Below are 25,759 nucleotides of genomic sequence, written 5' to 3' on the forward strand. Positions count from 1 at the left end.
ATTCATCAGGGTTAAGGGGCGGAATACGGCGTGCCGGCATAATGCTGGTGCGCATATTCTATTCTACGAGTTCATCTTTCCCGGACACAAACGTGGATACTGGGGATGTATCTCCGCTCTTGATTATCTCAGAACATTCTGCAATCGTTGAAATAGGAATAGTTGGTGACTTTGTAACGAGTGATTTTACTGTTCCGGGCTTTGATCTGCAGTTGCATGTTGGCAGATTTGAAGGAGTTCTATTATTAACAGCAGGTGGCCAAGTGAGGAGGCTATGGAAAGTAAACATATAGCAATGAACGCATTGAAAAAAAGTATTTCGATATCAATAATGTTGGCAGCAATGGCTCTTTTTGCCAGTGGTTGTTCAGTATCCTATTCTCTGGAGAAATCATCCGATTCCGTTTCCAAGAGCTCTGAGTCGATTATGGGGAGTTTTGAGTCAATTTCCGCAAGCTCATCCGGCTCTGATGAGTCTGTGGCAATGAATCTGAAGCTTTATCAGGATGACGTTGCAGGTCTGGTGAGTTTTTATGTGAAAAGGCACGGAAAGAGCCGGGCTGCATTTGAGAATGACCTGAATCAGATTGCCAGATCCCATGGCATTACTAACTGGGAGACAATGGAAGAAACCTACGAGGCAATTGGACGTGGTCTCAGTATTGGCGGTGTCTCAGTTTATGGGCATAGCTGGTTGCTCGACGAAGGGTTGATGAAAAGATATGATAGAGCCCTGAAAAGAGGATATGGCGTTTCCTAAGTATATTTCCGCTCTTTTTCTCTTTCTGTTTTTTTCCTGCTCTGCCCTGGCGGTAGAGCAGGAGCTTACCCTTGATTTCGTCTACGTTTCTCCCAATACCGGGCATGCTGCTGGTGGCCATTATGGTTTGAAGTTAGGGGGATTTCTGTACCATTACCAGTTTTTTGCTAATGGTGAATTCCTGCTTGTGCGGGACAGCTGGCAAAAGTTCACTCTTATTTATGCCGAGTTAAGCAACCGCCCTATTCATATCGCTGAAGTACCTGTTGATGCCAACACCTTTGAAAAAGTTGAGCATCAGCTGGCACAGACCCTGGTCAGGCAGAAGCTTGATCAGCAGCAGCGCCATGACCTGATCAGGGCCCAGCGTTTGCTTGATTCTCTGAAAAGTGATAACAGCCGTATTGTTATCCCTGCTGTGGGATTTTTTGCAGTAGATAATTCAGTTGGTGCTGCCAGGTTGTCGACTTCTTTACGGCAGAAAATTGCCGCAGATATTGGCGGTGGGGCTTTTGCAGAGAAAATCGGCAGGATTGAACAGCGTATCGCCTTGCATGAGACAAAGCCTGTTACTGCTCAATGGAGCCTGGAACTGCAGAATATGTTGCAGAAAAAGCTTGCCTTGGAGGTTATTGATTCAGGGCGTAGCCTCAGTGAGTCGGCGGTCATTGCACCTCTCCCCGACGAATTGCCGCTCAATGAAGATGTTCTGGCTGCTCTTAAAAAATATCGGCAGACTGTATATCAATCACTGTTGAGGCTTATCGTCTCAGATCGTGCCGGCGACGGGTCGGCGCTGCTCCTCCAGCTTGCCAGATACCATGTGCTGTCTCTGTCCCTGGAAGAGCGGAGACTGTACTCACTCGACCCCTTTCCTGAAGATGCCCTTACAATTACCCTTTCAGAGCAAATTGTTGAATCTGATGCCTTGCAGAACCTTTATCGCGCCCAGTTGCTTGACCGCCGGAATCTGATGGAGCAGATGGTGACGGGTCAACATCATGAACTGGTAATAAACAGGCTGGAAGAGGTTCGGGGGAGAATGGCTGAACTCGATAAGGTGTTTCAGGGCGCGGATCAAATACGTTATGATCGAGGCAAAATGGTGCCAGAGAAATCCGGGGCTGTGCACTATGACTTTCAGTTTTCAGAAGATACCTTGGAGGCGGCCATTGCAGACATCTCAGACGAATTAGAGCAGGCGAACCGCCAGATTCTTGCAAATTACAGCTATAACTTGCTCAGTCGTAACTGTGTGACAGAGATGAATCACCAGCTGAACGCATCGTTTTCCTCCCGCGAAGAGGGTGAACGGCAGTTGGGGGGCTGGATCTCGCCGGGTGAGCAATTCTCCTTCAGTCCATTCATGTTCCACAGCCTGGTCAAAAAAAATTATAATCTCCATGATAAAGAGGAGATTCTGTCAAGGCGATTACGTCAGCTTGAAGACCAGCAACTGAATTCGCTTATTGCCTGGCTGCGAGAGTCCAATGCGATGACGAGTACCCTCTATACCAGACGGGACCGAGATACTGCCTTTCTGATGTTTACCGATAACAACTGGGCATTACGACCGGTGTTTGGGCTGGTCAATGCAGGATATGGCGCTCTTTATACTCTCGTCGGGGTGTTGACCTTGCCTTTTGATAAAGGTGAACGTTTAGAGCAGGGAGCACAGGGGGTATTCTATAGCCTTCCAGAACTGGTATTCGTCAATATTCGCAAGGGTACATATCTTGCGCCGGATTATTCCTTTCTAGAGGAATCCCCGTAAAAAAATAGGCACTATTTGTTTTAATTATAGGATCGCGAAAGATTAGTGATCATGCCAATCTGTGAAATTCATTGTGCTTTCTGAAATGATAAACTAGGTTTCTGGCCACGATGTAGCGCATAGTGTGCAAAATGTGCATTTGTCACATTGTGGCCGTAGGGACGGAAGATGTGAAGGGCAGACTCAGGTGTCTGTACTCGCATGGAATATTTTTTTAATAAGTTTATTCAAGGAGTTGAGGTACGATGTCGGATACCCACAAAGTTGCAGAAAGACGCCCGCTGTATATCTCATATGCCGGGCCCGCATTGCTCGAAACACCACTTTTGAATAAAGGAAGCGCCTTTACCGAATATGAACGACTTATGTTCAATCTGGAGGGGTTGCTGCCGCACAATATAGAGACAATCGAAGAGCAGGCCGAGCGTTGTTACCAGCAGTTTAAAAGTTTTGAGAACTCACTGGATAGACATATCTATCTGCGCAATATCCAGGATACCAACGAAACCCTCTTTTTCCGACTGGTGGTTGAAAACGTGGAAGAGGTTATGCCGTATATTTACACCCCTACAGTGGGAAAGGCATGTCAGGAGTTCTCGAAGATATACCGTCGTAAGCGGGGATTATTCATCTCGTATCCCGATCGTGACCGCATAGATGACATTTTGCAGAATGCGACCAAGCACAATGTTAAAGTGATTGTCGTCACCGATGGTGAACGAATTCTGGGACTTGGTGATCAGGGTATCGGCGGCATGGGCATTCCTATCGGTAAGCTCTCGCTGTATACCGCCTGTGGTGGAATCAGCCCGGCGTATACTTTGCCGATTGTGCTTGATGTCGGAACCAACAATGAAGAGCTTCGCAACGATCCGCTCTATATGGGGTGGCGCAATGAGCGAATCGATGGTGATGAATATTTCGAGTTTGTAGAGAAATTCGTGCAGGCGGTTAAACGCCGCTGGCCGGATGTGCTGCTGCAGTTTGAGGATTTTGCCGCAACGCATGCTTCGCCGTTGCTGGAAGAATATCGTGACCGGATGTGCTGCTTCAACGATGATATACAAGGCACCGCAGCCGTTACTGTAGGGACTTTGCTGGCAGCGTGTAAAAATCTTGATCAGCAGTTGGGGGAACAGAGAATTCTCTTTTTGGGAGCGGGTTCAGCCGGCTGCGGTATCGGTGAGCAGATTATCGCACACATGAAACAAGGCGGGCTGACCGACGAGGAGGCCCGTGGCAGAATTGCCCTCATAGATTCCCGTGGTCTGGTCACGGATGATCTGGAGTATTTGAAAGATTTCCAGAAACCGGTTGCCCAGAAGCGTGAGGCCAGTGAAGGTTGGCAGCGTAACGAGAAAGGGCGGGTCGATTTTGTCAACACTGTTCGTAACTACAAGCCGACTGTGTTGATCGGTGTATCTATGCAGCCGCAGGTTTTCACCAAAGAGATCGTTGACCTGATGCTGGAGACTACTGAAACCCCAATTATTCTTCCCCTTTCCAATCCGACTTCCAAATGTGAGGCGTACCCCGAAGACCTGTTGACCTGGACTGATGGTAAGGCGGTTGTGGCTACAGGCAGTCCGTTTGATCCGGTAGAGCTGAATGGTAAGAGCTATCCGATTGCCCAGTGTAATAACTCGTATATCTTTCCGGGTGTTGGTCTTGCTGTTTTGGCCTCGAAAGCAGGCAGGGTGACGGAGAATATGCTGATGGCTTCCAGTGAAGCACTTGCAGAATGCTCAAAAGAGTATGAGGGCGATGCCTTATTGCCACCACTGACTGATATTCGTGAGGTGAGTGTAAAGATAGCCCGGGCAGTTGCCAAGCAAGCAATGGCGGATGGTGTGGCAAACGTCATCACTGACGAGGCTCTTGACGAGCAACTTTGTGAGAACTTCTGGGGTCCTGAATATCGTAATTACAGACGTACCTCCATCTGATCAGCTATCACAGTGGCTCACGTTATCTGAGATGGGCCGGATCTTCAATTGAGCGGGAGGCTGTTGCCTTCCGCTCAATAGTTCGGCTAAGAGGTATTCTTCAGCTTCTTAGCTCCCTCCCTGTTGTTTTACTTCCCCTTAAGGCTAGACGGTTGCCAAACGGTCAGACAAGAAAAAATGTGCCTGCATGGCAGTTCCGGGCAATTGGTTCTTGTTGTCGAAATATTGCGCAAAGAATAGTTCTTATTACTGATTGTGCTTGCTTTGCGCTATTATCTTTTATATCGGAAAGTTTTTCCATGGTCCTGTCAAGTAGTTGATTTCAAACTGGGGCAGGAGGAATTTAAAGCGAGAATAGTTTAAGTTTTAAGTGTGGCTAAATTGCCTGGGGACTACGCCCTGCTTATACTTTTGCATCAGTGGATCCCGGAAGGGAACCGTTTGAAAAGAGCTGGAAATCAGCTTCAGGTATTTGATACAACCTCAATTTGGGATGCATATAATGAAAAGCAGAACCGCAATATTCTTTTTCGCTCTTTTGGTGAGCCTTCTGGTAGGTGTTTCTTCTGTTGTTGCAAACACTGTGGTGAAAGTGGGGATGTCCGGCAGATATTTTCCATTTACTTTTGTTCAGATGGATAAACTGCAAGGTTTTGAAGTTGATCTCTGGAATGAGATTGCCAAGCGAAACAACTACATAGTCGAGTATGTCACTGCCAACTTCTCCGGTCTTTTTGGTCTCCTGGAGACGGGGCGGATCGATACCATCTCCAACCAGATAACCATTACCCCGGAGCGAAGCGCAAAATATCTGTTCTCTGAACCATATGTTATCGATGGGGCGCAGTTGGTGGTCAAGAGGGGGAATGGTGAAATTCAGGGCGTGGATGACCTGGATGGTAAAACCGTTGGTGTGAACCTCGGCTCAAATTACGAACAGCTGCTTCGTGAACTTGATATAGAGGGAACCATTAAAATCAAGACCTACGATACCGGCATTGAGCATGACGTTGCCCTGGGGCGGACAGATGCATTTGTCATGGATCGGCTCTCAACTGTACAGCTTATCAAAAAGGCCAACTTGCCGCTTGAGCCTGTTGGTGAGCCCTTTGAAAGGATTGAGAATGCCTGGCCCTTTGTCAATAATGCCCAAGGAGTGCAGTTGCGGGACGAGGTGAACAGTGCCCTTCGGGCAATGCGTGCGGACGGTACCCTGGGAGCGATAGCAGTAAAGTGGTTTGACGCGGATATCACAAAATAATAATCGGGGATTGGTTTTGAATACCTGTCTCCAGGTGGGGGGCCATGATTTTTGACCTGCAATATATGTTTTCGCTTATGCCGATTTTGTTCAGATATCTGGGCATAACCTTGGGTATGGCCTTTTGGGGGCTGTTATTCAGCCTTGTCATTGCGGTAGTTCTGGCGCTGGTTCGGGTATATCGGCTCCCAATTTTTAATCAGTTGAGTCAGCTTTATATTAGCTTTTTCAGGGGAACACCTCTCCTGGTGCAGCTCTTTCTGCTCTATTACGGTCTGCCGCAGATTGCCCCAGTGTTTGTGGGTCTCAATGCTTTTTCGGCAGCGGTGATAGGTTTGAGTCTACATTTTGCCGCCTATATGGCTGAATCTATCCGCGCTGCAGTTATTGGTGTTGATCGCAGTCAGCGGGAGGCGAGTTTATCTATCGGCATGACAGAGATGCAGGCCATGCGTCGGGTTATACTCCCCCAGGCTACCAGGGTCGCCCTGCCGTCGCTTATGAACTATTTTATCGATATGATCAAGTCTACCTCGCTGGCGTTTACCCTTGGCGTGGCAGAGATAATGGCCAGGGCGCAGATGGAAGCATCTTCCAGCTTCAAGTTTTTTGAAGCGTTTCTGGCGGTGGCGCTCATCTATTGGGGGATGGTGTTGATCCTTACCCAGGTGCAGAATTGGGCAGAGATCAGGTTGAACAGGGCGTATAATCAATAATTTTTCAGCTCTTATCTATCTTGGGGCCTGGCAGTACATCTATGATTCAGATCAGAAATCTTAGTAAGAAATTTGGAGAAAACAGGATCTTCTCAGGCATTGATCTCGATATTGCCAAAGGAGAAATTGTTGCCATAATAGGCCCTTCGGGAACAGGGAAATCTACCCTGCTCCGTTGCATCAATTTCCTCGAGACAGCCGATACCGGCAGCGTCAGGATTGACGATGTGTCGTGCGATATTCGCAGCGCCAGGAAGAGTGATATTCTGGCACTGCGTCGCAAGACCGGTTTTGTCTTTCAGAATTACGCGCTCTTTGCCCATATGACCGCCCTGCAGAATATAGCGGAAGGGCTGACAACCGTACATGGTTGGAAGAAATGGGCTGCCTGTGACCGGGCCCGGCAGATTTTAGAAGATATTGGTCTCGGTGATAAGGGGGATCATTATCCTGCTGCTCTATCTGGTGGTCAGCAGCAGCGGGTCGGCATTGGCCGGGCAATGGCGCTGGATGCCAAGTTACTGCTCTTTGATGAACCGACCTCATCACTCGACCCTGAGTGGGTGGGGGAGGTGCTCGGCCTGATGCAGAAACTTGCCCGCCGCCATCAGACCATGCTGGTGGTCACCCATGAGATGCAGTTTGCCAGAAATATCGCCGACAGGGTTATCTTTATGGCTGACGGCGGATTCGTTGAACAGGGCGAACCGGCCAGGATCTTCTCGGCGGCAGAAGATGTGCGTTTGAAAAAATTCCTCAACCAGATTCAAATCCACTAAGAAGCCTCAAAAGTTTAAACAGAAAAATTTCTTCTACTCTTCCCGTAGCTATGGAGCAGAGATGCATCTGTTTGAATCCACCCATATTTGCAATCACTTCACATATTTTTCTCAATTTCATAGAATTAGCACACGTGCAGTTTCGGTATCATCACCTGGCTCGGTTTGGCTATTATCAGTCAGCAGTTCTCTCAAGTTATTGTGGGTACGCTTCTGGCAGGTACATCAAATGATGCCATTGGGGGGGATTTTGTAAGGTTCGGTTGACAGATGTAGGTCCTGGCTTGGGTCCGTTCTATGCCTTATGTTTTTGGTTGGTTTAGGTTGGGGTGGGTCATTTGCATCGTATTGTTAGGTTCTTAATGGGGCTGGTCGATTGTGTTAAATATTTATTACTGCTTACGGCAGTGCTTGCATCCCAGCTGTGTACCATGTATATAGGTCAATAATTGGATACATATGTATTAACACTCGGGAGAATGTATCACTGTGAACAATGAACATACCTTACTGACACGGATCGCTTGGGCCTACTATAACGAAGGGTTAACTCAGGCCGAAATCGCCACCAAGCTCGGGATAACCCGTGCACGGGTTAATAAGTCACTTCAGGATTGCCGGGATAGTGGTTTTGTCCAGATTATCATTAATGCCGAAGAGGTAAGTTGTGCAGAGCTGGAGAATAAGCTCGAGAAGCGGTATGGACTTGTTAAAGCTATGGTGGTACCGACTCCCGTCAAGGAAAAACATCTCTATGCAGCGATAGGGGAAACCGCTGGCTCCTATGTTTCAGGTAATTTGCGGGATGGGCAGAGTCTTGGGCTTGGCTGGGGGAAGACCCTGCGTGCTGGCCTGGGCGGGGTGGTGCAGCGGGGACCATCTGAAACCTCCATTGTCTCACTCTTTGGTGGTCTGCCAAGAAGCGGAACGACTAATCCCTATGATATCGCAGCGGTTTTTTCCAGGCGGCTCAATGTTTCGAAATGTCATTATATCGCCGCCCCCATGTATGTAACCTCTGAGGAGGTTCGTACCACTCTCATGACCCAGCCAATGTTTGAAAGAACCTTTCAGCGTGCAGTAGAAGTGGATATGGCGCTGGTCGGTGCAGGTGATCTTACCGTTCGTTCCACCAATGTGGTGCTCGGGGCGCTTACCGAAAGTGAATGGAATTCCCTTCTTGAAGCAGATTCTGTCGGGGAGGTGTTCGGCTATTTTCTGGACAAAGACGGTCAGCCGATTGATCATCCTATTAACCGACGGTTCATGGGAGCCGATCTACATCACTTGAAGAAAATACCGACCAAAGTGGTCGCCTCGGGTGGTATTCATAAAGTTCCAATTATTCAGGCGGTCCTGCGGGCAGGATACGCAGATATACTCGTTACTGATGAGGTAACCGCTCAAGCTGTGCTTGAGAATTGATACAAACGAGGTTGTAAAACATGGGTAGTACAGTTGCATCATCGGACAGGGCTGTTATTGAAGCGGTGTTCTGGGATATTGACGGAACGCTGATTGACAGTGAAGAGTTGCATTATGAAGTAATAGCCGATTGGTGTCGCTTACGGGGCTATACCCTCAATAAGCAGGACAATGAACTTTTGCTTGGTAAGTCCATGGCTGAGAAATGGCAGTATCTTGCGAAAGTCCATGAGTTCAACAGTAATCTGGAATCTTTTTGCCAGGAGTGCGCCGATATCTATTGCGAGGCTCTGCAAGAGGGGATGGCGCGGTCTGAATCAATTGCTGTTTTCAATAAAATTGCCGAACTTGGTATTCCCCAGGCCTGTGTATCCAACGGCGACATGCAGGTAGTCGAGGCCAATCTCGCCCTGTTGGGGCTGAGAGAAATGGTACGTTTCAGCATATCAGGGCAGGATGTGGTAAATGGCAAGCCTGATCCGGAACCGTATCTGGTGGCGGCAGAAAAGCTTGGGGTGAGCCCGGCCAGATGTCTGGTGGTGGAAGATTCCATTGTCGGGGTTTCGGCGGCTGTTAAGGCAGGAATGACAGCGGTCGCCTGGCCAGAAGCAGGCACAAGCAGAACAGGATATGAGGCTGCACAATATTTTCTTTGTTCCCGGGAGGAGTTTCCCTGGAAGTTGTTGAACTATGAGTTGAAGAGTTAGTTTTTCCCTGTCTGCTGGTACGAGCCAGGGAGAATACATATACAGCGTTGTACAAAACACCACGCGATAAAGTGGAAAACGATTAAAGGAGAAAAAAATGCGTAAAAGTAAACTGGCGGCACTGGGACTTTTTGTTTCTATGACCTTGGCTGGTGGATCATCTGCCATTGCTGACGATTATAAATTAACCCTGAGATTGAGCCACGTTTTCAGCCCGGCAGAGCAGTTGACCATATCCATGGATGCTGTGGCGGATTCCATTCGGGAGAAGACCGATGGGGCGATCAATATCCAGACTTTTCCACAAGCGCAGCTCCCAGCTTATAAGGAAGGTGTGGAGCAGGTAGTTCGCGGAGCCAACTTCATTTCTGTTGAAGATCCATCTTTCATCGGTGATTATGTTCCAGACTTTAAAGCGCTCTATGCCCCAATGCTCTATCGCAGCTTCGATGAATACGTTGCCCTTACCGAGGGTGAACTTGTTGCCGATATGATGGCCAAGGCCGAGGAGCAGGGTATTAAGATTCTCGCCCTCGACTATGTATATGGTTTCAGAAACCTGATCACCCAGAAAGTCATCACCACTCCGGAAGATCTGAATGGCATGAAGATCAGAACTCCGGGTTCCAAGTCCTATATCGATACCCTTACCGCCATGGGCGCAGTTGCAACTCCTCTGCCATGGGGTGAGACCTTGTCCGCTGTTCAGCAGGGTGTTGTGGATGGACTTGAAGGTTCCGAGTTCACCAATATCGGTACCAAGGTATACGAAGGCCCAACCAAAAATGTTGCTAATACCCGTCATATTCTTGGCACCTGTGGTGTATATATTTCTACAGATGTATGGAACTCTATCCCTGCCAAGTATCAGGCTATCATTGCGGAAGAGTTCACCAAAGGCGCAACCGATATGGTAGAACTGCTGAAGTCCCAGCACGGTGGTGTGGTGAAGGAGCTTGAGTCATACGGCGTGAAGTTCAATGAAGTTGACGGCGATGCGTTCCGCAAGGCGCTGGCTCCGCTGTATAAAGAAGATCAGGGTATGACTCCTGGTGTTTTTGAAGCGATTTTCTCAGAGCTTGACAGCATGAGATAAAATTTCTTATCGGTGCACGGAAGGTATGTCTTCCGTGCACGTTCTTTGTGAGCAATGTCGAATACACCTAAAAAGATTTACAGCAATTTAGACCTTATCCTCGCCGGTGCTTTTCTCTGTGTCACCGTACTGGTAGTCATTGTCAATGTAGCCCTGAGGTACCTTTTCCACGGTGGCTTGTATTGGGCTGAAGAGGTGGCCACAACCAGTTTTATCTGGTCTGTTTTTGTGGGCTCCGCTGCGGCTTATCGTTACAAAATGCATATTGGTATCGATTTCGTTACCCGCTTTGGTCCCCGGACGTATCGCGCTGTTATCGCAGTGGTAATCGATATGATGATGGTCATTATCAATGGCTATATCGCTTACCTGAGCGTTCTCTTTATCCAGGCGAACAAGTTGAAACGCACTCCGGTTCTCGATATCCCTGCAATTTACGTAAATCTGGCTTTGACTGTTGGTTTTACTTTGATGACGATTTATGCCCTGACCTTTTGCTATCAGGATCTGCGCAAGCTGTTCTCCCCCGAAGATGACCAGCTTCCCCAAAAAGCGAGTTCATCAAAGTGAAGATAAGCAAATTATACTTGTCCGAAATCCGCCCAAAGACGTTACATATTTAAACAAATAACGCCATGTCAACATTCCCCGTCATCATAGTAATGCTGCTTTATTTCACCAGCATTCCCATAGCTTTCGCCCTTTTGGCCGCGGCTCTTGCCTACTTTACCTTTGGCGATGTGGGAACACCGCCGGATCTCATTCTGCAGAGGTTTCTTACCTCAACCGCTTCGTTCCCGTTGCTGGCTATTCCGTTTTTCATCATGGCGGGTGAGATTATGAATTATTCAGGGATAAGTGCTTCGCTGATGAGAATGGCTGAGGTGCTCACCGGCCATCTGCGAGGCGGTCTTGCCCAGGTGAATGTTCTGCTCTCAACTCTGATGGGCGGTATTTCCGGTTCGGCCAATGCGGATGCGGCCATGCAGTCGAAAATTATTGTGCCGGAGATGAAAAAGCGCGGTTACAGCGCTCCATTTTCAACAGCGATAACTGCCGCCTCATCTGCAATCGCACCAGTTATCCCGCCAGGCATAAACCTTATTATTTACGCTCTTATCGCCCAGGTTTCGGTGGCGAAGATGTTCATTGGCGGCTATACACCGGGGCTGCTCATGTGTTTCGGCCTGATGTTTACCGTTCATCTCATTGCCAGAAAGAGAAATTATCAGCCGACCCGGGAGAAGATGGCCTCTGGAGCTGAGATTTTCAAACAGTTCAAACAGTCGATTTGGGGATTGCTGCTGCCTTTCGGTATAATTTTCGGTATCCGCTTTGGTGTTTTTACCCCCACCGAAGCGGGCGCGATGGCGGTGCTGTTCTGTATCGTTATCGGTGCGTTTGTTTACAAACAGCTGAAATGGGAACATTTCCCCATAATATTAAAAAATACAGTTCTTGCTACCAGTTCGGTAATGCTGATTATTATTGCAGCTTCCGTTTTTGGCCAGTATATGAGCTGGGAGAGAATCCCGCACCAGCTGACCCAGAGCATCCTGGCCATTTCAGATTCTCCATGGGTTATACTCATTGTAATAAATGTCCTGCTCCTGATCCTTGGCATGTTCCTGGAAGGGGGGGCGCTGCTGATCATTGTTGCACCGCTTCTCGTGCCACTGGCCAAAGTTATGGGCATTGACCTGATTCACTTTGGCCTGATCATGATTGTAAACATCATGATTGGTGGGATAACACCACCTTTTGGTTCCATGATGTTTACGACCTGCTCCATCACAGGGGTACGGATCGGTCAGTTCATTATGGAAATATGGCCATTTATTATTACTCTGCTGTTGGTACTGCTGGTGGTGACCTACCTGCCTGCAGTAGTAATGTTTTTGCCAAACCTCTTGTAATAAAGGATGTCTAAATGCTGTTGATAGGCCATCGGGGGTGCTATTACCCCGGCTATAATCAGAATACCATTCGCGCTTTCGAGAAAGTTGCCGGAGAAGGTGTTCCCGCCATTGAATTTGATGTGCAGTTATCGGGTGACGGCCATCTGGTAGTGGTCCATAACCTAGATCTCAAGGAAGTTTCCACTGGTAAAGGTGCGGTCTCCGGCACCGATTCCAATACTTTGAAGAGCCTTTTCGCCGGGGACCCGACACGTGGTGAGGATCGCATCCCCTTTTTGTCGGAGGTGTTCGACTTTTTCTCGGCTATTAAGGCTGAAGAACGACCGGCTCTTCACCTCGAGCTCAAAGGGGCTGATACCGGTACCCGGTCTGGTGAAATGCTCGCTGAGTATGTTGCCGCGGCAAAACTGCAATATTCAGATCTGGTGGTGAGCTCGTTTAACTGGCAGGAACTTGAAGATATTCAAAAGGTTTGTCCGGAGTTGAAAATAGCATTGCTCGACGGTGCCATCCGGCGTAAGCAGTTGATGCCAAAGACAGGGCCGGAGGCGGAGCAATATTTTGAGCGTATTTTTGCCTATGGTGCCGAAGAGTATATGCTGCCGCGGTTTGCCAGCCTTGAGGAAAACCTGCAACTTCTCGATTCAGAGTGCCCTGACCCTGGTTTACGCCAGGTCCTGGCTGAAGAGATCGAGGCATGTCTGGCCGGTGAATACTATACAGATCAACTGCTCGACAGGGCCTGTGAGATGAATGCGGTGTCGGTTAATGTCTGGTATCGCTCGTTGCCGGCCCACTTTATCGAAAGAACTCACAAGCGGGGGCTTCTTCTGCAGGTCTTTACTGTAAATGATCCCGATGACCTGTTGGCTGTCGCCAAGCTGGGAGTCGACGGCATCTTTACTGATTATTACAAGGATGCTGCCCGCTTGCTTGCAGATTATATCGAGCAGTAACAAGCTTATAGACTTTTCATGGTCAGGTTTGGTGTGTAGCTTGGAGGTATCATCAGTTCAGGCAGGGTTATCCTGACCAATTGCCTATAATATTAGGCAATTGGTAGAACAATATCTTGCAACCTGGTCAAAGAAAATGTAATTAGCATTCATAGAGGTGGTTCCCCGTCCGCCCGGGCGGGCTGAGGGAGCCACTTTCAGTATAATTCCAGCGCCTGGGAAACAATTCTACGCTTTTTCCCGGCAATCCCTTCAGATACTACCAGAGGCTACACCGTGTTTGTCTTCGATAGTACTGAGTTTGTAGAAAATTCACCCTGACATCTGCAGCTCGTTTTTTACCGTTGCGGATGCACCCAGATATCATCATGCAAATTCGGCCTTCATCTCTTTTTTTTGATCAGGAAGATTATCAGCTTCTGGAAGTCGTTGTTGATGTCGTGGACCAGGGCGCAAGCTCGAAAGTTCTGCAAACTCTGCTTGAAGAGCATATGCACCCCCACGGCATCAAGGAGATGGCCGCTCCCCAGGGCCTTCGTGTTGCCTACGCCATGGCAAGGCTGCTCGATTCTTTTGACAAGGGCAAGGCGGAAGGCCGGATCAAGGCATTGCAGGGGCTGCAGGATGAGGTACAGCTCTCTTTGAATTTCTATCGCAAAAATGCTGCCCGGGCCTTGCTGCAGATAATGAAAGAGCTGATGCGGAGTAAGGGGGATGAACTTCGTCAGTTGAAACTGGCCCATGATTTTCGCATGGTTTCAGCAGGCAATCCCCGGACTGTTCGAGCGCAACTTGAAAAGTACCATCTGCTCGAGATGCCCGAGGAATGGAATCAGTGTGCCTTTGATCATCATGTGCACGATGCCAATACCAAGGGCCGGAAATCTCCTACCCATCTTGTAATGGATGCCTGGATCAAGGGAATCAGGCATCTGACAGTTGTTTACTATAATTTTGTGCGACCCGATGTGGTGCGGGAATTGATTGCTGCCGGTGAGATCCTTGATGTGAAGGTCCAGGTGGGCATTGAGATGACCAGCAGGTTCCATGATAAATATGTTCGTTTCACCTGGGAACCTCACGACTTTACCAGCAACAGCCAGTTTCTCAGTTTTCTTGAGCACGAAGAAACACAAAAGCTGATGACAGAGGCGAGACAGGTCTCATTGTATCAACAGCGCTATGTTTTTGATGTGTTCGACCTGTTCAATGAGCTGTATCTACCGCAGTTGAACGAAAATCTTCAGCTCGAGCTTGAGCCGCTTGATCTCAGTAATTTCCTATCTTTTATTGGTGTGGGGCAGCCATCGCTGCTTCATCTCGCCAGATATATTCGGGATACGCTTTTAAGAGAAATCGGTGCTGTGCTGGAAGAATACAACAGGCACAATCCCGGGGGGCAGGAGAAGCTTTTTGAGTTAAGAAAGAGACGCCTGGCAACCCTTGAAGTTGAAAACATAATCGATGAGTTCCTGGCGCCGGCACGCAATCCGCAGCTGCATAACCCGAATCGTCCTGTCTTGGTGGACGACGAGAGTAGAGCTGCTGATATCCCGAAACTGTTACAGGAATCCCCCCAATCTCTGATGCGCAGGTTGCGCTCGTTGCATTCAAGCTCGAGATTTGTTCTGAACCTCGGCAATTTGTCTCTGCAGGATACCCTTGAGCTACTGTATGACTGTGGGGGAATGATTACCCACATCGAAGCATATAACCTCGTTGATGCAGCCCACGGCATGACTTCCGGCATAAGCTCAGGCAGGGAATATTTTGCGGGCGAAGCTGTCGATTTAAAGAGTCCGGAGCGAAATTACAAACTTGTCGGTGATTTGCAAAGGGCCTTGAATGAAGATAACGTCATCAGTCTCAAGAGAGCGATACGGGCAATTATCTGGGAGCATGAAGAGCGATATCAGTGGATTATCAGGAACCTGCAAGGGAAAAAAGAGAAAAAAAGCGAGCTGGCACCTGAATTACGGCTCCTTGAAAGCCGTAAACGAAGGTTATTGGATATCCTCTATAATCTCGAAGAATTTCATAATTATTACAAACGGAAAAGCCTGCTTTCCCGGATTGGTTCAGGTTCAACAGGGCAGGCTGAACATCGGCACGGGATGGGGTTTGCGGTGATCGATACCTTGCCGTTGAGGTCACAACGCAAGGTCTATGAGGCTGCAGCCAGTGCTGACCGTACCATTATTCCTGTCAGCGCCATGTTGACCAGGACCAGCCATCGAAAAAGCCATCATTTGCCCGATACCGGGAGCCGTTTAAATAAACTGGGTGGTCTCGTCAGGGCTCTCAGAATACGCATGGGGCAGCAGTGGACTGACTGGAGCATGGATGAATTCGTCGTTCATGCCGGTACTTCCGGTAACATTGCCACGCTTGGTGGTATTGCCAGAGGTTCTGGCAACGGTAGCGCGGACCAGATTAAAAACGGCAGTCGCGCAAAGCAAGGTGTACCAGCCCGCATCGCGAACAGCTGGAAATATCTGAACACTACCATAAAGAACAGTCTGAAGGTGTTGTTGGGCTTTATACCGGCTTTTCTTACCTTTTACCTGACGAAAGAGTGGTGGTTACTTGCCTGGTTTGGTGCGGTTATCTGGTTTGGTATTACCGGTTCACGAAATATTATCCAGTCTGTGTTGGGGGGCGGCGGCCTCAAGCGTTCTCCGTTATTGCCCTGGAGTTCCCTGGTCAATTGGAACCGAATTGCCGACTCCCTCTTATATACCGGCTTCTCCGTTCCCCTCCTTGATTTCCTGGTGAAAACTCTCTTGCTCGATAAGGGTTTTGGCGTAACCACGGCCAATAACCCGATCATGCTGTACGCAGTGATGGGGCTAGCCAATGGCATCTATATTTCCAGCCATAATATGTTGCGGGGGCTGCCTAAGGGTGCAACTATAGGTAATTTTTTCCGTTCCATCCTGGCGATTCCCCTGGCTGTTCTGCTGAACTCTCTGGTTGGAGCCGTTTTGTATATGGCTGGCGTTCCGGATGTTTCTGGAATGTTGCAGAAATGGGCCGCAATAATCTCAAAATTTGCCTCAGACTGTGTTGCGGGGATAATAGAAGGCCTTGCTGACCGACAAGCAAATATCAGAGCGAGACTGACTGCTTATAGAGCCAAGATCACCCAACTTTTTGGTGTCTTTTCCCAGCTCGACCTGATGCTTCCTGAAGAGGATGTACTCGACCTTCTGCAGTCTCCGAAAATGACTATCCAGACCCTGAATTACCAGGCCAGGGAGCAGGAGAAATATATCATCGTAAACGCGCTTGACCTGATGTATTTCTGGATGTACCAACCGCGTGCAAGCAAGGCATTATGGTTGACCATGCAGGACATGTCGGAAGAGGAGTGGTTGATTTTTTATCGCTCTCAACTGGTGCTGAAAAGACATAAAGAGATCAGCCAGGTATTCGTGGATGGCTTGGTCGGCAAGAATTTTACCAAGGCCCTGGCTTTTTATCTGGACAGGTCAGAAGAGTATCTCAGGGATCTGGAACGGCTTGGGGCAAAGCGAAGATAGGGGAAAAAATTATCTCCGGAGTAGCGCACAAAAAGAGCCAGAGTGCGGTATGCGGCGCACTCTGGCTCTTTGGTATTGCATCTGTATCAGATACGTACTCAATCAGGTTCACGAAGAGAACTGTGAAGAGCACGGGGGTAGCCCGAGTTTCTCGTGAACTCAGGCAGTACCATATTGAAATATTCCGACAGGATATTTGCGTAGTCAGCGCAGTCCTGGGCCTATACGCCTTCAGTGTGCTTTCAGCTTAAAAGAACAGGTGTGCCATCATCGCAATGACCGGCAAGGTCACCAGGGTGCGCACCAGGAAAATGATGAACAGTTGCCAGAGTTTCACCGGCAGCTTGCTGCCGAGGATAAGCGCGCCCACCTCTGAAAGGTAGATAAGCTGGGTCACGGACACTGCAGCGATGACGAAGCGGGTCATTTCCGTTTCAATGGATGCGGCCAGGATTGAAGGCACGAACATGTCTGCAAAGCCAACCATTAGAGTCGCTGAGGCTTTGGCCGCTTCGGGCACGCCCAGCAATTCCAGCAGCGGAATGAACGGCATACCCAGCCAGGTAAAGATCGGCGTCGTTTCTGCAATGACCAGAGCCACAGTACCTACCGCCATGATCACCGGCAGCACCCCGATCCATAGATCGGCCACGTTTTTCAGTCCCTGTTGCAGTACCAGACCAGGTTTACTGGCACGTTGCGCCTGTTGCAGGGCCTGGTGCCAGCCCCAACTCAGTACAGTATGTCCTTTCGGAATCAGGTCTTCATTGCCTTGCCGTTTCTTGCCGTTAATGTATTTGTCGGTAAAAAGCGATAGTGGTGGGATACGCGGGGTGATAACGGCTGCGGCAAAACCAGCAGCGCAGACGGCAGCATAAAATTGCAGAAACATATGCTCCAGGCGAACCTGGGCCAGAACCACCAGTGAAAACGTGATAGAGACGGTTGAGAAGGTTGTTGCCATGACCACACCCTCTCTCTGGGTGTAGTGGCAGTCCTCATATTGTTTGGTGGTCAGCATGATGCCTACGCTGCCATCACCGAGCCATGAGGCAAGGGAGTCAACTGCGCCACGGCCAGGCAGGGTAAAGAGCGGACGCATGATTGTGCTCATCAGGGTGCCCACCAGTTCCAGCAGACCGAAGTAGAGCAAGAGCGGCAGCAACATGCCGGCAAAAAGGAACACACCGAGAAGGGTAGGCAGCAGATCGAAGAGGATGAGCCCGCCGGTGTCTTCAGACCTGATAACTTCAGGACCGAAGCCAGATACGATGGCGAGCACCATCGCGGCACCTGCCATTCGGACCGCATACCAGCCGGGCGAAAGTTTGAACAATGCAGTCAATAAGGGGCTTTTACCCAACCAACTGGGCTTGGCAAACAGCACGTAGCTGCTCATCAGCGCACTGCTGCATATCAGAGCCGTGATAAGCCACTTTGCCCACTCCCCAATGCCGGTGGTAAAGAGTTTGGCCAGAATGGCAACGGGAATGGTTACAGAGCCATTATATGGAATAGGAGTCATAAACAAAAAGACTCCCAGTAAAGATGGCAGCAAGAAGCTGATTACCTTAGGCGAAGTTGTATCTATTTTGCCGGCCAGGTCGGCTACTTCGGAATTCTGCATAACTACAAACTGCTCCCTTCGTAAAACTGATAGGTTCAATGCCTACTGAAAAAAAAGCGGGAGAATAGCGTATATATGTAGGCAAGGCAACGACTAAATGGGCAGGTTGTTGTGGTGAAGTAGCCTCTGCGAAGTTCAACAAAATTGGGCATTGCAGCAAAGTTTGGTTATATTCGATTGTTATGAAAGTCAGTTTCTATGAGGGGCTTGTGGCGTCTGGGAAAGAATTTTTTTGAGTGTGAAAGGAAGGTATCCGGAGAGGGGAGCTGCGGAGAATCATAACCCCTCTGATATACCGGAGGCTGTTGGAGACTCCCTTCCTTGAACTGGGGTAAGGTGGAGGAAAAAGACACCAATGTTAAGAAAACGAGGACAAGGAGGTGTCCCTATGACCAATTAAACCAACATTCAAGGAACATACATGGCTTTTTGCTCCCTCAGAAGTGTGGCGGAAAAGTGTTGCATTACCTGATTCAGCTCAGTGCCGCGTACTTCAGAGTCTCGCGAGCTCGCTTACCTGCCAAGGAGTTGCTGCACGGTACGCGATGATCAGAAAGTTTTGATCTGGGCATAGGGTGCCTTTTCTCTGTTGGGTTCTGGATGTTTCGACAAGTGGTTATTAGGCATAGCCGAAACGTCCTGATTCACCACGTCAAAAAGAAGATAAACGACTTGCCGGTGAGATCAAAGCGGCTCACCAAAGAAGCCGGGAAACATATGGGCCAGAAAGGTTACAAGGCGACCTGGCTGAGCATGGTATGCATGTATAGAGCCTTTGATGGATGTCATTTCGTTGCTCCCCATGAGAGGTGATGTTTGCATTACATAATTTTAGGAGGTTAGATACTTCGGCAGGATTTGCTGAAATACTGCGATGCTGCAGCCAATTCGGGAGAATTTGTAATATGTTGTAGGATCGGTGTTGATCGTTTACTGTGAAATGTTTAATGAAAAAGAAATTTCTTGCATCATTACAATAACGTGCGATTGAAGCCTAACTCTCTTTTGGGGGGGTGTCGTGAACGTCCAAGGTCAGGTAGTTTGCCTACTGCTGGCTGCTATGTTGATTTTCGCAGGAACAGCCAATTCCGCCGGTAACAGTTCTCCGAAAGCTCAGAACGGCCTGCTCGATCTTTCTGGCTGGGATTTTCAGCGTGACGGCAACATCAATCTCAACGGAGAGTGGGAATGGTACTGGCAGCAATTGCTTGACCCTTCTGATTTCAGCGTTGTCCCCCCTCCCCAGCCAACCGGGCTGGCAACCCTGCCCGGCGCCTGGAACGGAAAGGAAGTAGACGGCCAGACGCTTACAGGGAACGGCTTCTCAACTTACCGTTTAACTACACTTGTTCCGCGAGATGGGCGTATAAAGGCTATCAGTATCAAAAACCAGTCTTCCGCTTACGTTCTTTATATCAATGGACAGATCGTCGCCCGCAACGGTGAAGTGGGGACGGAACGTGACACAGTAACCCCCCGGTACCGGCTTGAGCAAAAACCTTTTCATGACAATAGCGGATCTCTCGAAATCATCCTGCAGGTGGCCAATTTCAATCACCGAAAAGGCGGGATTTGGAATCCCATCAAGCTTGGCAATGCTGACACCCTTCGTTCCGAACTAAACCTCCAGTGGATTTTCGATCTCAGCCTATTCGGCTGCCTCATGGTGATGGGGATCTATTATATTAGCCTGTATGTACTCTATCAGGATGATCGCTCCCCCCTGTACCTTGCCATTTTCACCCTCTTCATAGCTGCAAGGATTCTCGTTACCGGCAACTACTATCTAACCCAGATCTTTCCACACATACCGTGGGAACCGGCATACAAGTTTGAATTTGGTACGATCATTGTTGGCCCTGCAGGTCTGCTACTCTTTGTTGTCAGCGTGTTCGGTAAGAAGAAAAGAGACATGCCCGCATCAATCCTGCTAGGTTGCATGGCCATAATCGGTTGCATCACTCTCATAACACCCGCCCGGATCGCCAGCTGGCTCGTTGTTCCCTGTCAGCTGTTCATCCTGGGCATCTTCGTCTACATCCTCTATGTATTGGTCCGAGCCCTGTTTCAGGGTGACCAAAAAGCCGCTATTCTACTAGGCGGCATGCTGCTTTTAACGGTTACCGTCGTCATTGATATTCTCAGCGCCAATAAGCTCATCTACCTTAGCTACCTAACTCATTTCGGCATTTTCTTCCTCATTCTGTCCCAGTCGTTCGTTCTGTCTGTTCGTAGTTCAGATAGTTTTAGGCAGGTCAACATGCTATCCGGTGAACTAGCCAAAAAAAATCTCGCCTTGGAGCGACTGGACATGCTCAAGGATGAATTTCTTGTCAACACCACCCATGAGCTGCGCACACCACTGAACGGGATCGTGGGCATGGCTGAAAGCCTGCTTCAGCAAAATGGCGATCCTGCTTCATCAATGGCGCAGACCAGCCTGAAAACCATCATTGCCAGTGGAAGAAGACTGAACGGGTTAATCAATGATGTTCTCGATTTCGCTCGGCTGAAAAATCATGATGTAACGCTCAACCCCACGGCTGTCGATCTGAAAAGCCTCACGGACAGTGTTATTTACGGGCTGCAGCCACTGGCCGACAGGAAAGCGCTTCTGCTGATCAATGAGATTAGCGAGGACATACCAGCCATTCATGGAGATGAAGACCGTCTTCAGCAAATTCTCTACAACCTGATCGGCAATGGCATCAAGTTTACGGAAAAGGGGGTGGTGCGGGTTCATGCAGTTTTACAAGACAGTTGGGTGCGGGTATCGGTTTCCGATACCGGTATCGGCATTCCCCCGTCCCGCCTCGGGACGATCTTTTCCCCCTATGAGCAGGGAGACGCCGAGACGATTCACAAATATGGTGGCACCGGCCTCGGTCTGCCCATCGCGGCAAAACTCGTAACACTCCATGGCGGCACGTTAGAGGTTGATTCAGACGTACCCCGTGGCTCTGATTTCAGTTTCACCGTTCCAGCCAGCCAGCAATCATCTACCGTTGATCATGACCGGCGGGCGGTTCCATCGTTATCTCCCAACCACATACCCCACTGGCCGAAGGGGCGAGCTGTGGTTCCTGGTGAATCGATACTTGTCGTCGACGACGATCCAGTGAATCTACAGGTGGTTGGCCATCATCTCCAGGCAAAATCCATCCCCTTTGACCTTGCCGCCGATGGGGTTGAAGCCTTGGAAAAGGTTCAAGCTGGTCATATACCGGCCGTGATTCTGCTGGATATTATGATGCCGAAACTCGACGGTTATGCAGTCTGCCGGCAGCTACGGGAGAAATATTCCGCCGCCGAGCTACCAATCATCCTGCTTACCGCCCGCAGTGGTCTGGATAATCTGGTACGGGGGTTTAAGGCTGGCGCCAACGATTACATTACCAAACCTTTTGCCAGAGATGAACTGCTTGTCCGCGTGCAGACTCAGCTGGATCTACAAAAGGCCTATAAGACGTTGGAAGAGAACCTGCTGCTGAAAACGGAGATAAAGCGGCGAAAACGCACCGAGCTTGACCTGAAGGTCATGCAGCGGCGACTCGCTAGGATCCTTGATACGGTCAACGATGCGGTGCTTGCCGTTAATGAGAGTTTAGAACTGGTATTCGTCAATTCCAAAGGGGCCGCACAATTGGAAAGCGATGCGCTGGCGTTGCTCGGCCTCCACGTCGGGGAGGTGTTTACACCTGAAAGCAGGCGGGAATCCATGGAAGTTTTGGAGCAAATATTGAGTGATGGTGAAGGAGATGATCGAATCAGGGAAAAGCGATTCACCATTATGCGGCAGCAGAGCCCACCGCTTGCCTGTGCAATTCAGTTTGTCCGGCTGGAGATTGATGCCGAGCAATTGGTCGTACTCATCTTTACTCCTCAGGATCAATGGAACGGTGGCAACTATCCGGCTGACCAAATGTCGGTCCTGAAGCTGATTGAAGGGCTCAACACTACTCGACAACGTATGCTCTGCATGGAGGAATCTCTGCAACACCAATCGCCGGACGAACTGCAGCAGGTACAGAACAACTTTAAGCTCGTCCGGACTGCCCTGACGGAAATGGAATCGCGCCTGGCCGGGAATTCGAATGATATGATCAGAAAAAGCCTGGCCATCGAGGCCATGAATCTGTCCCTTGAATACTGGCAACAGTCAACTGGGTTGACCAAAGCCGACCTGGCGGAACAATCCGGCATCTGGAAAGTCTACACCAATCCGGATGGGTTTTCCCGCACCCAGACCCTGGATAAATACCTCGATGCGACTACCTTGCCCAACTATCCAAAATGGCATAATATCCTCGCCACTATTGAATTTGTTCTCGTTGCCTGCGACACCCCTTCGCCTGCAAGGGACTTGCTTGAGGAGCGGGCATTGCAGCTACGGTTGGCACCCTGATTGGCTTACCTATTGCCCCCCCTGCCGGACTGAATACCCGACAGGCAGGAACCTGCTTTATTGAATAAGTGGTTAGCACAATGTGCTTTCTTGCTAAGTAGAACCAATCATGGGATATGGGTAGAGTCAGAACTTTCAGCATTGTCCGCAGGTATATAGGTCATCCCATCAAGGGTGAGGTTTTCAACTGCAAAGGCCAGGGTGTCTCCAGAATTTACCGATATCTTTCTGGATTCTAGGACAGCAACACCGTTTTTGTCGGTCCCTTTCGTTACGACCATAAGTAACGAGGCGTTGAGCTCCCAGCGTCCGGAAACCGATACACCCTTCAATGGCATGCCGTTCCCGTCAGTAACAGTAACGAGGGACTTGCCGAGATAGCTGGAACCCCTTTTCATCAGAAGCAGATCCATATCAGCAATGTGCATCCTTGCATCTGGGGCTATGGAGGCGTCATTCACCGTCACGATGAACGTATCGGCTCCTGTTGCCCCGCCATTATCTTCGACGGTCAGGGTAATAACATGTTCACCGATTGAAAGAGGCACAGCCAACGTCGCGGCTGTGCCGAGTATTGTTTCACCGTCCTGCCAGAGATAGGAGATGATTTGCCCATCAGGATCCGATGAAGCGGAGCCGTTAAGCAGTACGGTTTCCGCTCCATCACCATCCTCATCGTCAATGCTCCGATCATTACCACCATCCACCACCGGTGGTTGATTGGCGACAACGGTCACTGTTACTTCATCCGTAGCACTCATGCCTTCATTGTCCGTAACCGTCAAGGTGATCGAATGCTCCCCTATTGAAAAACTGCCGGTGAAGACTTCTGCTGTTCCAAGGACACGTTGATCTTCGGTCCATAGGTAAGAAAGAGGAAAGCCTTCGGGGTCCATCGAGGCCGACCCGTCGAGTGTATACAACTCAAAACTATCTCCATCAGCGTCCGAGAGCGTGTCACCGGTCCCGGCATCGGCCGTCGGAGGCAGGCTCGGCAAAGGTGCGGCTGGCTGGCCGATGACGGAGACATCGTCTATGTACCAACCTTCGAAATCGTTATACATCTTGTCAACGGTGTCGAACGAAAACCGGAGACGGATTATTTCGCCATCGTATGCTGCGATGTCCAGTGTTTCCTGAGCCATGATGTTATCGGTGCTCCTGCTGGTAAATATCTCAGTAAATGAAGCTCCGTCGTCTGTACTGATGGCTACAAAGGCCTTGTCGAAATTCGGATCATCTTCCGTTTCAAGGTAGTGGTTGAACAGGAGTGTTGAAAAGGTGACCGTGGTCAGGTCAATCGGGGGCGAGATGAGATAGCCCTCGTTGGCAGCTCCGGTATCGTAGTTGAGAGTATTGTCAATTCCATAGTGCCATGATGTGGAAATGCTTGAGTACCGGGTGCCGGAGAGGTGCCAGAGGGCTGTCTCGCCCTGGACAGTCCATGGATCATTTTCCTGCTCAAAATCATCGTAAAAGATTGTTGTCAACTCCGGCTGCTCCAATGATACCTTGCCGAGCAGAGCATCATATCCGTTGAGTCTTCCGCCTGTTGCAACCCTGCCCCTGAGGCCGATTGCAGGTGATACGGCGTTGAGTATACGGTCTTTCACTGTGATGATTGTCGATGCTGGGAATTCGGCCATAAGCAGCGCTGCGACACCGGTGACGTGTGGTGCCGCCATTGAGGTTCCGCTCATGTGTTCATATGACTCATTTGGGGTGGTTGACAGGATATCCACTCCCGGTGCGCCCAGATGTACTGTGGAAGGGCCATAGTTCGAAAAAGCTGCAAGGTTGTCATTGTGGTCCGTTGCGGCAGTTGAAATGATGTTCGGTAAATCGTATGCGGCGGGATAAAAAGGGGTTATATCAGTGAAGGAGCTACTGTTGCCTGCTGCAGCAATGACAAGATGATCTGCAGCTCCGATAGCCTCCTTGAGCGCTTGTGAAAAGCCTTCGCTTCCCCAGCTGTTATTTGACAACTGGGCCCCCTTCTGTACTGCGTACTGGATGGCTTCGATTGCATCGGTCACGGTTCCGTTGCCGGTGGCATCCAGAAATTTCAGAGGCATAATGCTGGCCGACCAGCATACCCCCGCACTGCCTGTACCATTGTTGCCTGCGGCTGCAATGATCCCAGCGACATGAGTTCCATGGGAATGATCGTCGTAAGGATCATTATCACCATTGGCAAAATCCCAGCCCCGGATATCGTCGACAAACCCGTTATTGTCATCGTCAATACCGTTGCCTGCTATTTCGCCATCGTTTGTCCACATGTTAGGAGCAAGATCAGGGTGAGTATAGTCCACACCGGAATCGATCACCGCCACAATCACGGCGGAGGCATCGGATCGAACATCCCAGGATTCGGGGGCGAAAATGTCGGCTTCTGTCGTTCCCCCAGTCTGCCCGTTGTTAAATAGACCCCAAGATTCATGGAAATAGGGGTCATTTGGAAACATCGCCGCGTGAACTATGTAATTCGGTTCGGCATATTCTACCCTGCGGTCACGGCGGTATTGTTGTACGAGTTTATCTATAGATCGCCCTTGGCCGTGAACCTTCAGTTTCATGAAGCGACCTTTCCGATTTTCAGATAGTACGGAGGTCTGATGAAGCTGGTTGATGCTGTTGATCTCATTCCGACTGGTTCCGGATGTATATTTTACTATAATTTCATCCTGTACAAATCTTAAGTTCTGGTGACCGGCCTGAATCGAGGCTGAAGCTGTTGATGTCATACAAAGTAAAACGAGCACACCATACATGAGTTGAAATGAAGGCCGCATTTTTCTTACCTTTGCTTTTGATGTCGAACAGGTTGATAACAGCCGGGACCG

General features: G+C 49.4%; 16 protein-coding genes. 14 read left to right on the forward strand and 2 right to left on the reverse strand.

All coding sequences use genetic code 11. The features are described 5' to 3' along the window. Positions 1-274 precede the first annotated feature (274 nt). From FCL45_RS06410 to FCL45_RS06470, 13 genes are all read left to right on the forward strand, one after another. Entirely contained in the window at positions 275-760 is a 486-nt protein-coding gene (locus FCL45_RS06410; protein ID WP_136798593.1) for a putative lipoprotein, read from the forward strand. Next, a complete protein-coding gene (locus FCL45_RS06415) occupies positions 747-2,534 on the forward strand; it encodes a hypothetical protein (protein ID WP_136798594.1) in 1,788 nt (595 codons plus the stop codon). The genes FCL45_RS06410 and FCL45_RS06415 overlap by 14 nt, the downstream gene beginning before the upstream one ends. A 245-nt stretch (positions 2,535-2,779) precedes the next feature. Beyond that, positions 2,780-4,480: an NAD-dependent malic enzyme gene (locus tag FCL45_RS06420; protein ID WP_136798595.1), complete on the forward strand. Its 1,701-nt coding sequence runs from the start codon at positions 2,780-2,782 to the stop codon at positions 4,478-4,480. Between the two features lie 502 nt (positions 4,481-4,982). Next, on the forward strand, positions 4,983-5,741 hold the full coding sequence (locus FCL45_RS06425; RefSeq protein ID WP_136798596.1) for an amino acid ABC transporter substrate-binding protein: 759 nt from the start codon (positions 4,983-4,985) through the stop codon (positions 5,739-5,741). Positions 5,742-5,785: 44 nt separating this feature from the next. After that, entirely contained in the window at positions 5,786-6,457 is a 672-nt protein-coding gene (locus tag FCL45_RS06430; protein WP_136798597.1) for an amino acid ABC transporter permease, read from the forward strand. Between the two features lie 41 nt (positions 6,458-6,498). After that, the gene (locus FCL45_RS06435) at positions 6,499-7,236 is read left to right on the forward strand and encodes an amino acid ABC transporter ATP-binding protein (RefSeq protein WP_136798598.1); all 738 of its coding nucleotides are present in this window, start codon (positions 6,499-6,501) and stop codon (positions 7,234-7,236) included. 489 nt (positions 7,237-7,725) lie between these two features. Continuing rightward, positions 7,726-8,661, forward strand: a complete 936-nt coding sequence (locus tag FCL45_RS06440; protein WP_136798599.1) for a sugar-binding transcriptional regulator — start codon at positions 7,726-7,728, stop codon at positions 8,659-8,661. Between the two features lie 20 nt (positions 8,662-8,681). Continuing rightward, positions 8,682-9,368 (forward strand): HAD family hydrolase, encoded by a 687-nt coding sequence (locus tag FCL45_RS06445; RefSeq protein WP_136798600.1) that lies wholly within the window; start codon positions 8,682-8,684, stop codon positions 9,366-9,368. Between the two features lie 97 nt (positions 9,369-9,465). Beyond that, positions 9,466-10,464, forward strand: a complete 999-nt coding sequence (locus FCL45_RS06450) for a C4-dicarboxylate TRAP transporter substrate-binding protein (RefSeq protein WP_136798601.1) — start codon at positions 9,466-9,468, stop codon at positions 10,462-10,464. A gap of 54 nt (positions 10,465-10,518) precedes the next feature. Beyond that, on the forward strand, positions 10,519-11,034 hold the full coding sequence (locus tag FCL45_RS06455; protein ID WP_136798602.1) for a TRAP transporter small permease: 516 nt from the start codon (positions 10,519-10,521) through the stop codon (positions 11,032-11,034). Positions 11,035-11,099: 65 nt separating this feature from the next. Beyond that, positions 11,100-12,380, forward strand: coding sequence for a TRAP transporter large permease (locus tag FCL45_RS06460; protein ID WP_136798603.1), 1,281 nt, complete (start codon positions 11,100-11,102; stop codon positions 12,378-12,380). A gap of 14 nt (positions 12,381-12,394) precedes the next feature. Then, entirely contained in the window at positions 12,395-13,339 is a 945-nt protein-coding gene (locus FCL45_RS06465; protein ID WP_136798604.1) for a glycerophosphodiester phosphodiesterase, read from the forward strand. 368 nt (positions 13,340-13,707) lie between these two features. Further along, positions 13,708-16,881, forward strand: coding sequence for a hypothetical protein (locus tag FCL45_RS06470; RefSeq protein WP_136798605.1), 3,174 nt, complete (start codon positions 13,708-13,710; stop codon positions 16,879-16,881). A gap of 247 nt (positions 16,882-17,128) precedes the next feature. Here FCL45_RS06470 and FCL45_RS06475 read toward each other — a convergent pair whose 3' ends face one another. After that, positions 17,129-18,508 (reverse strand): YjiH family protein, encoded by a 1,380-nt coding sequence (locus FCL45_RS06475; RefSeq protein WP_136798606.1) that lies wholly within the window; start codon positions 18,506-18,508, stop codon positions 17,129-17,131. A 1,018-nt stretch (positions 18,509-19,526) separates the two neighbouring features. Between FCL45_RS06475 and FCL45_RS06480 the strand changes: the two genes are divergently transcribed. After that, positions 19,527-22,913 (forward strand): ATP-binding protein, encoded by a 3,387-nt coding sequence (locus FCL45_RS06480; RefSeq protein ID WP_136798607.1) that lies wholly within the window; start codon positions 19,527-19,529, stop codon positions 22,911-22,913. Between the two features lie 107 nt (positions 22,914-23,020). Here the strand turns inward: FCL45_RS06480 and FCL45_RS06485 are convergent, their stop codons facing one another. Next, positions 23,021-25,708 (reverse strand): S8 family serine peptidase, encoded by a 2,688-nt coding sequence (locus tag FCL45_RS06485; protein ID WP_136798608.1) that lies wholly within the window; start codon positions 25,706-25,708, stop codon positions 23,021-23,023. Positions 25,709-25,759: the final 51 nt, after the last annotated feature.

Origin of the sequence: Desulfosediminicola ganghwensis, assembly GCF_005116675.2 — a bacterium.
Taxonomy (GTDB): Bacteria; Desulfobacterota; Desulfobulbia; order Desulfobulbales; family Desulfocapsaceae; genus Desulfopila; species Desulfopila ganghwensis.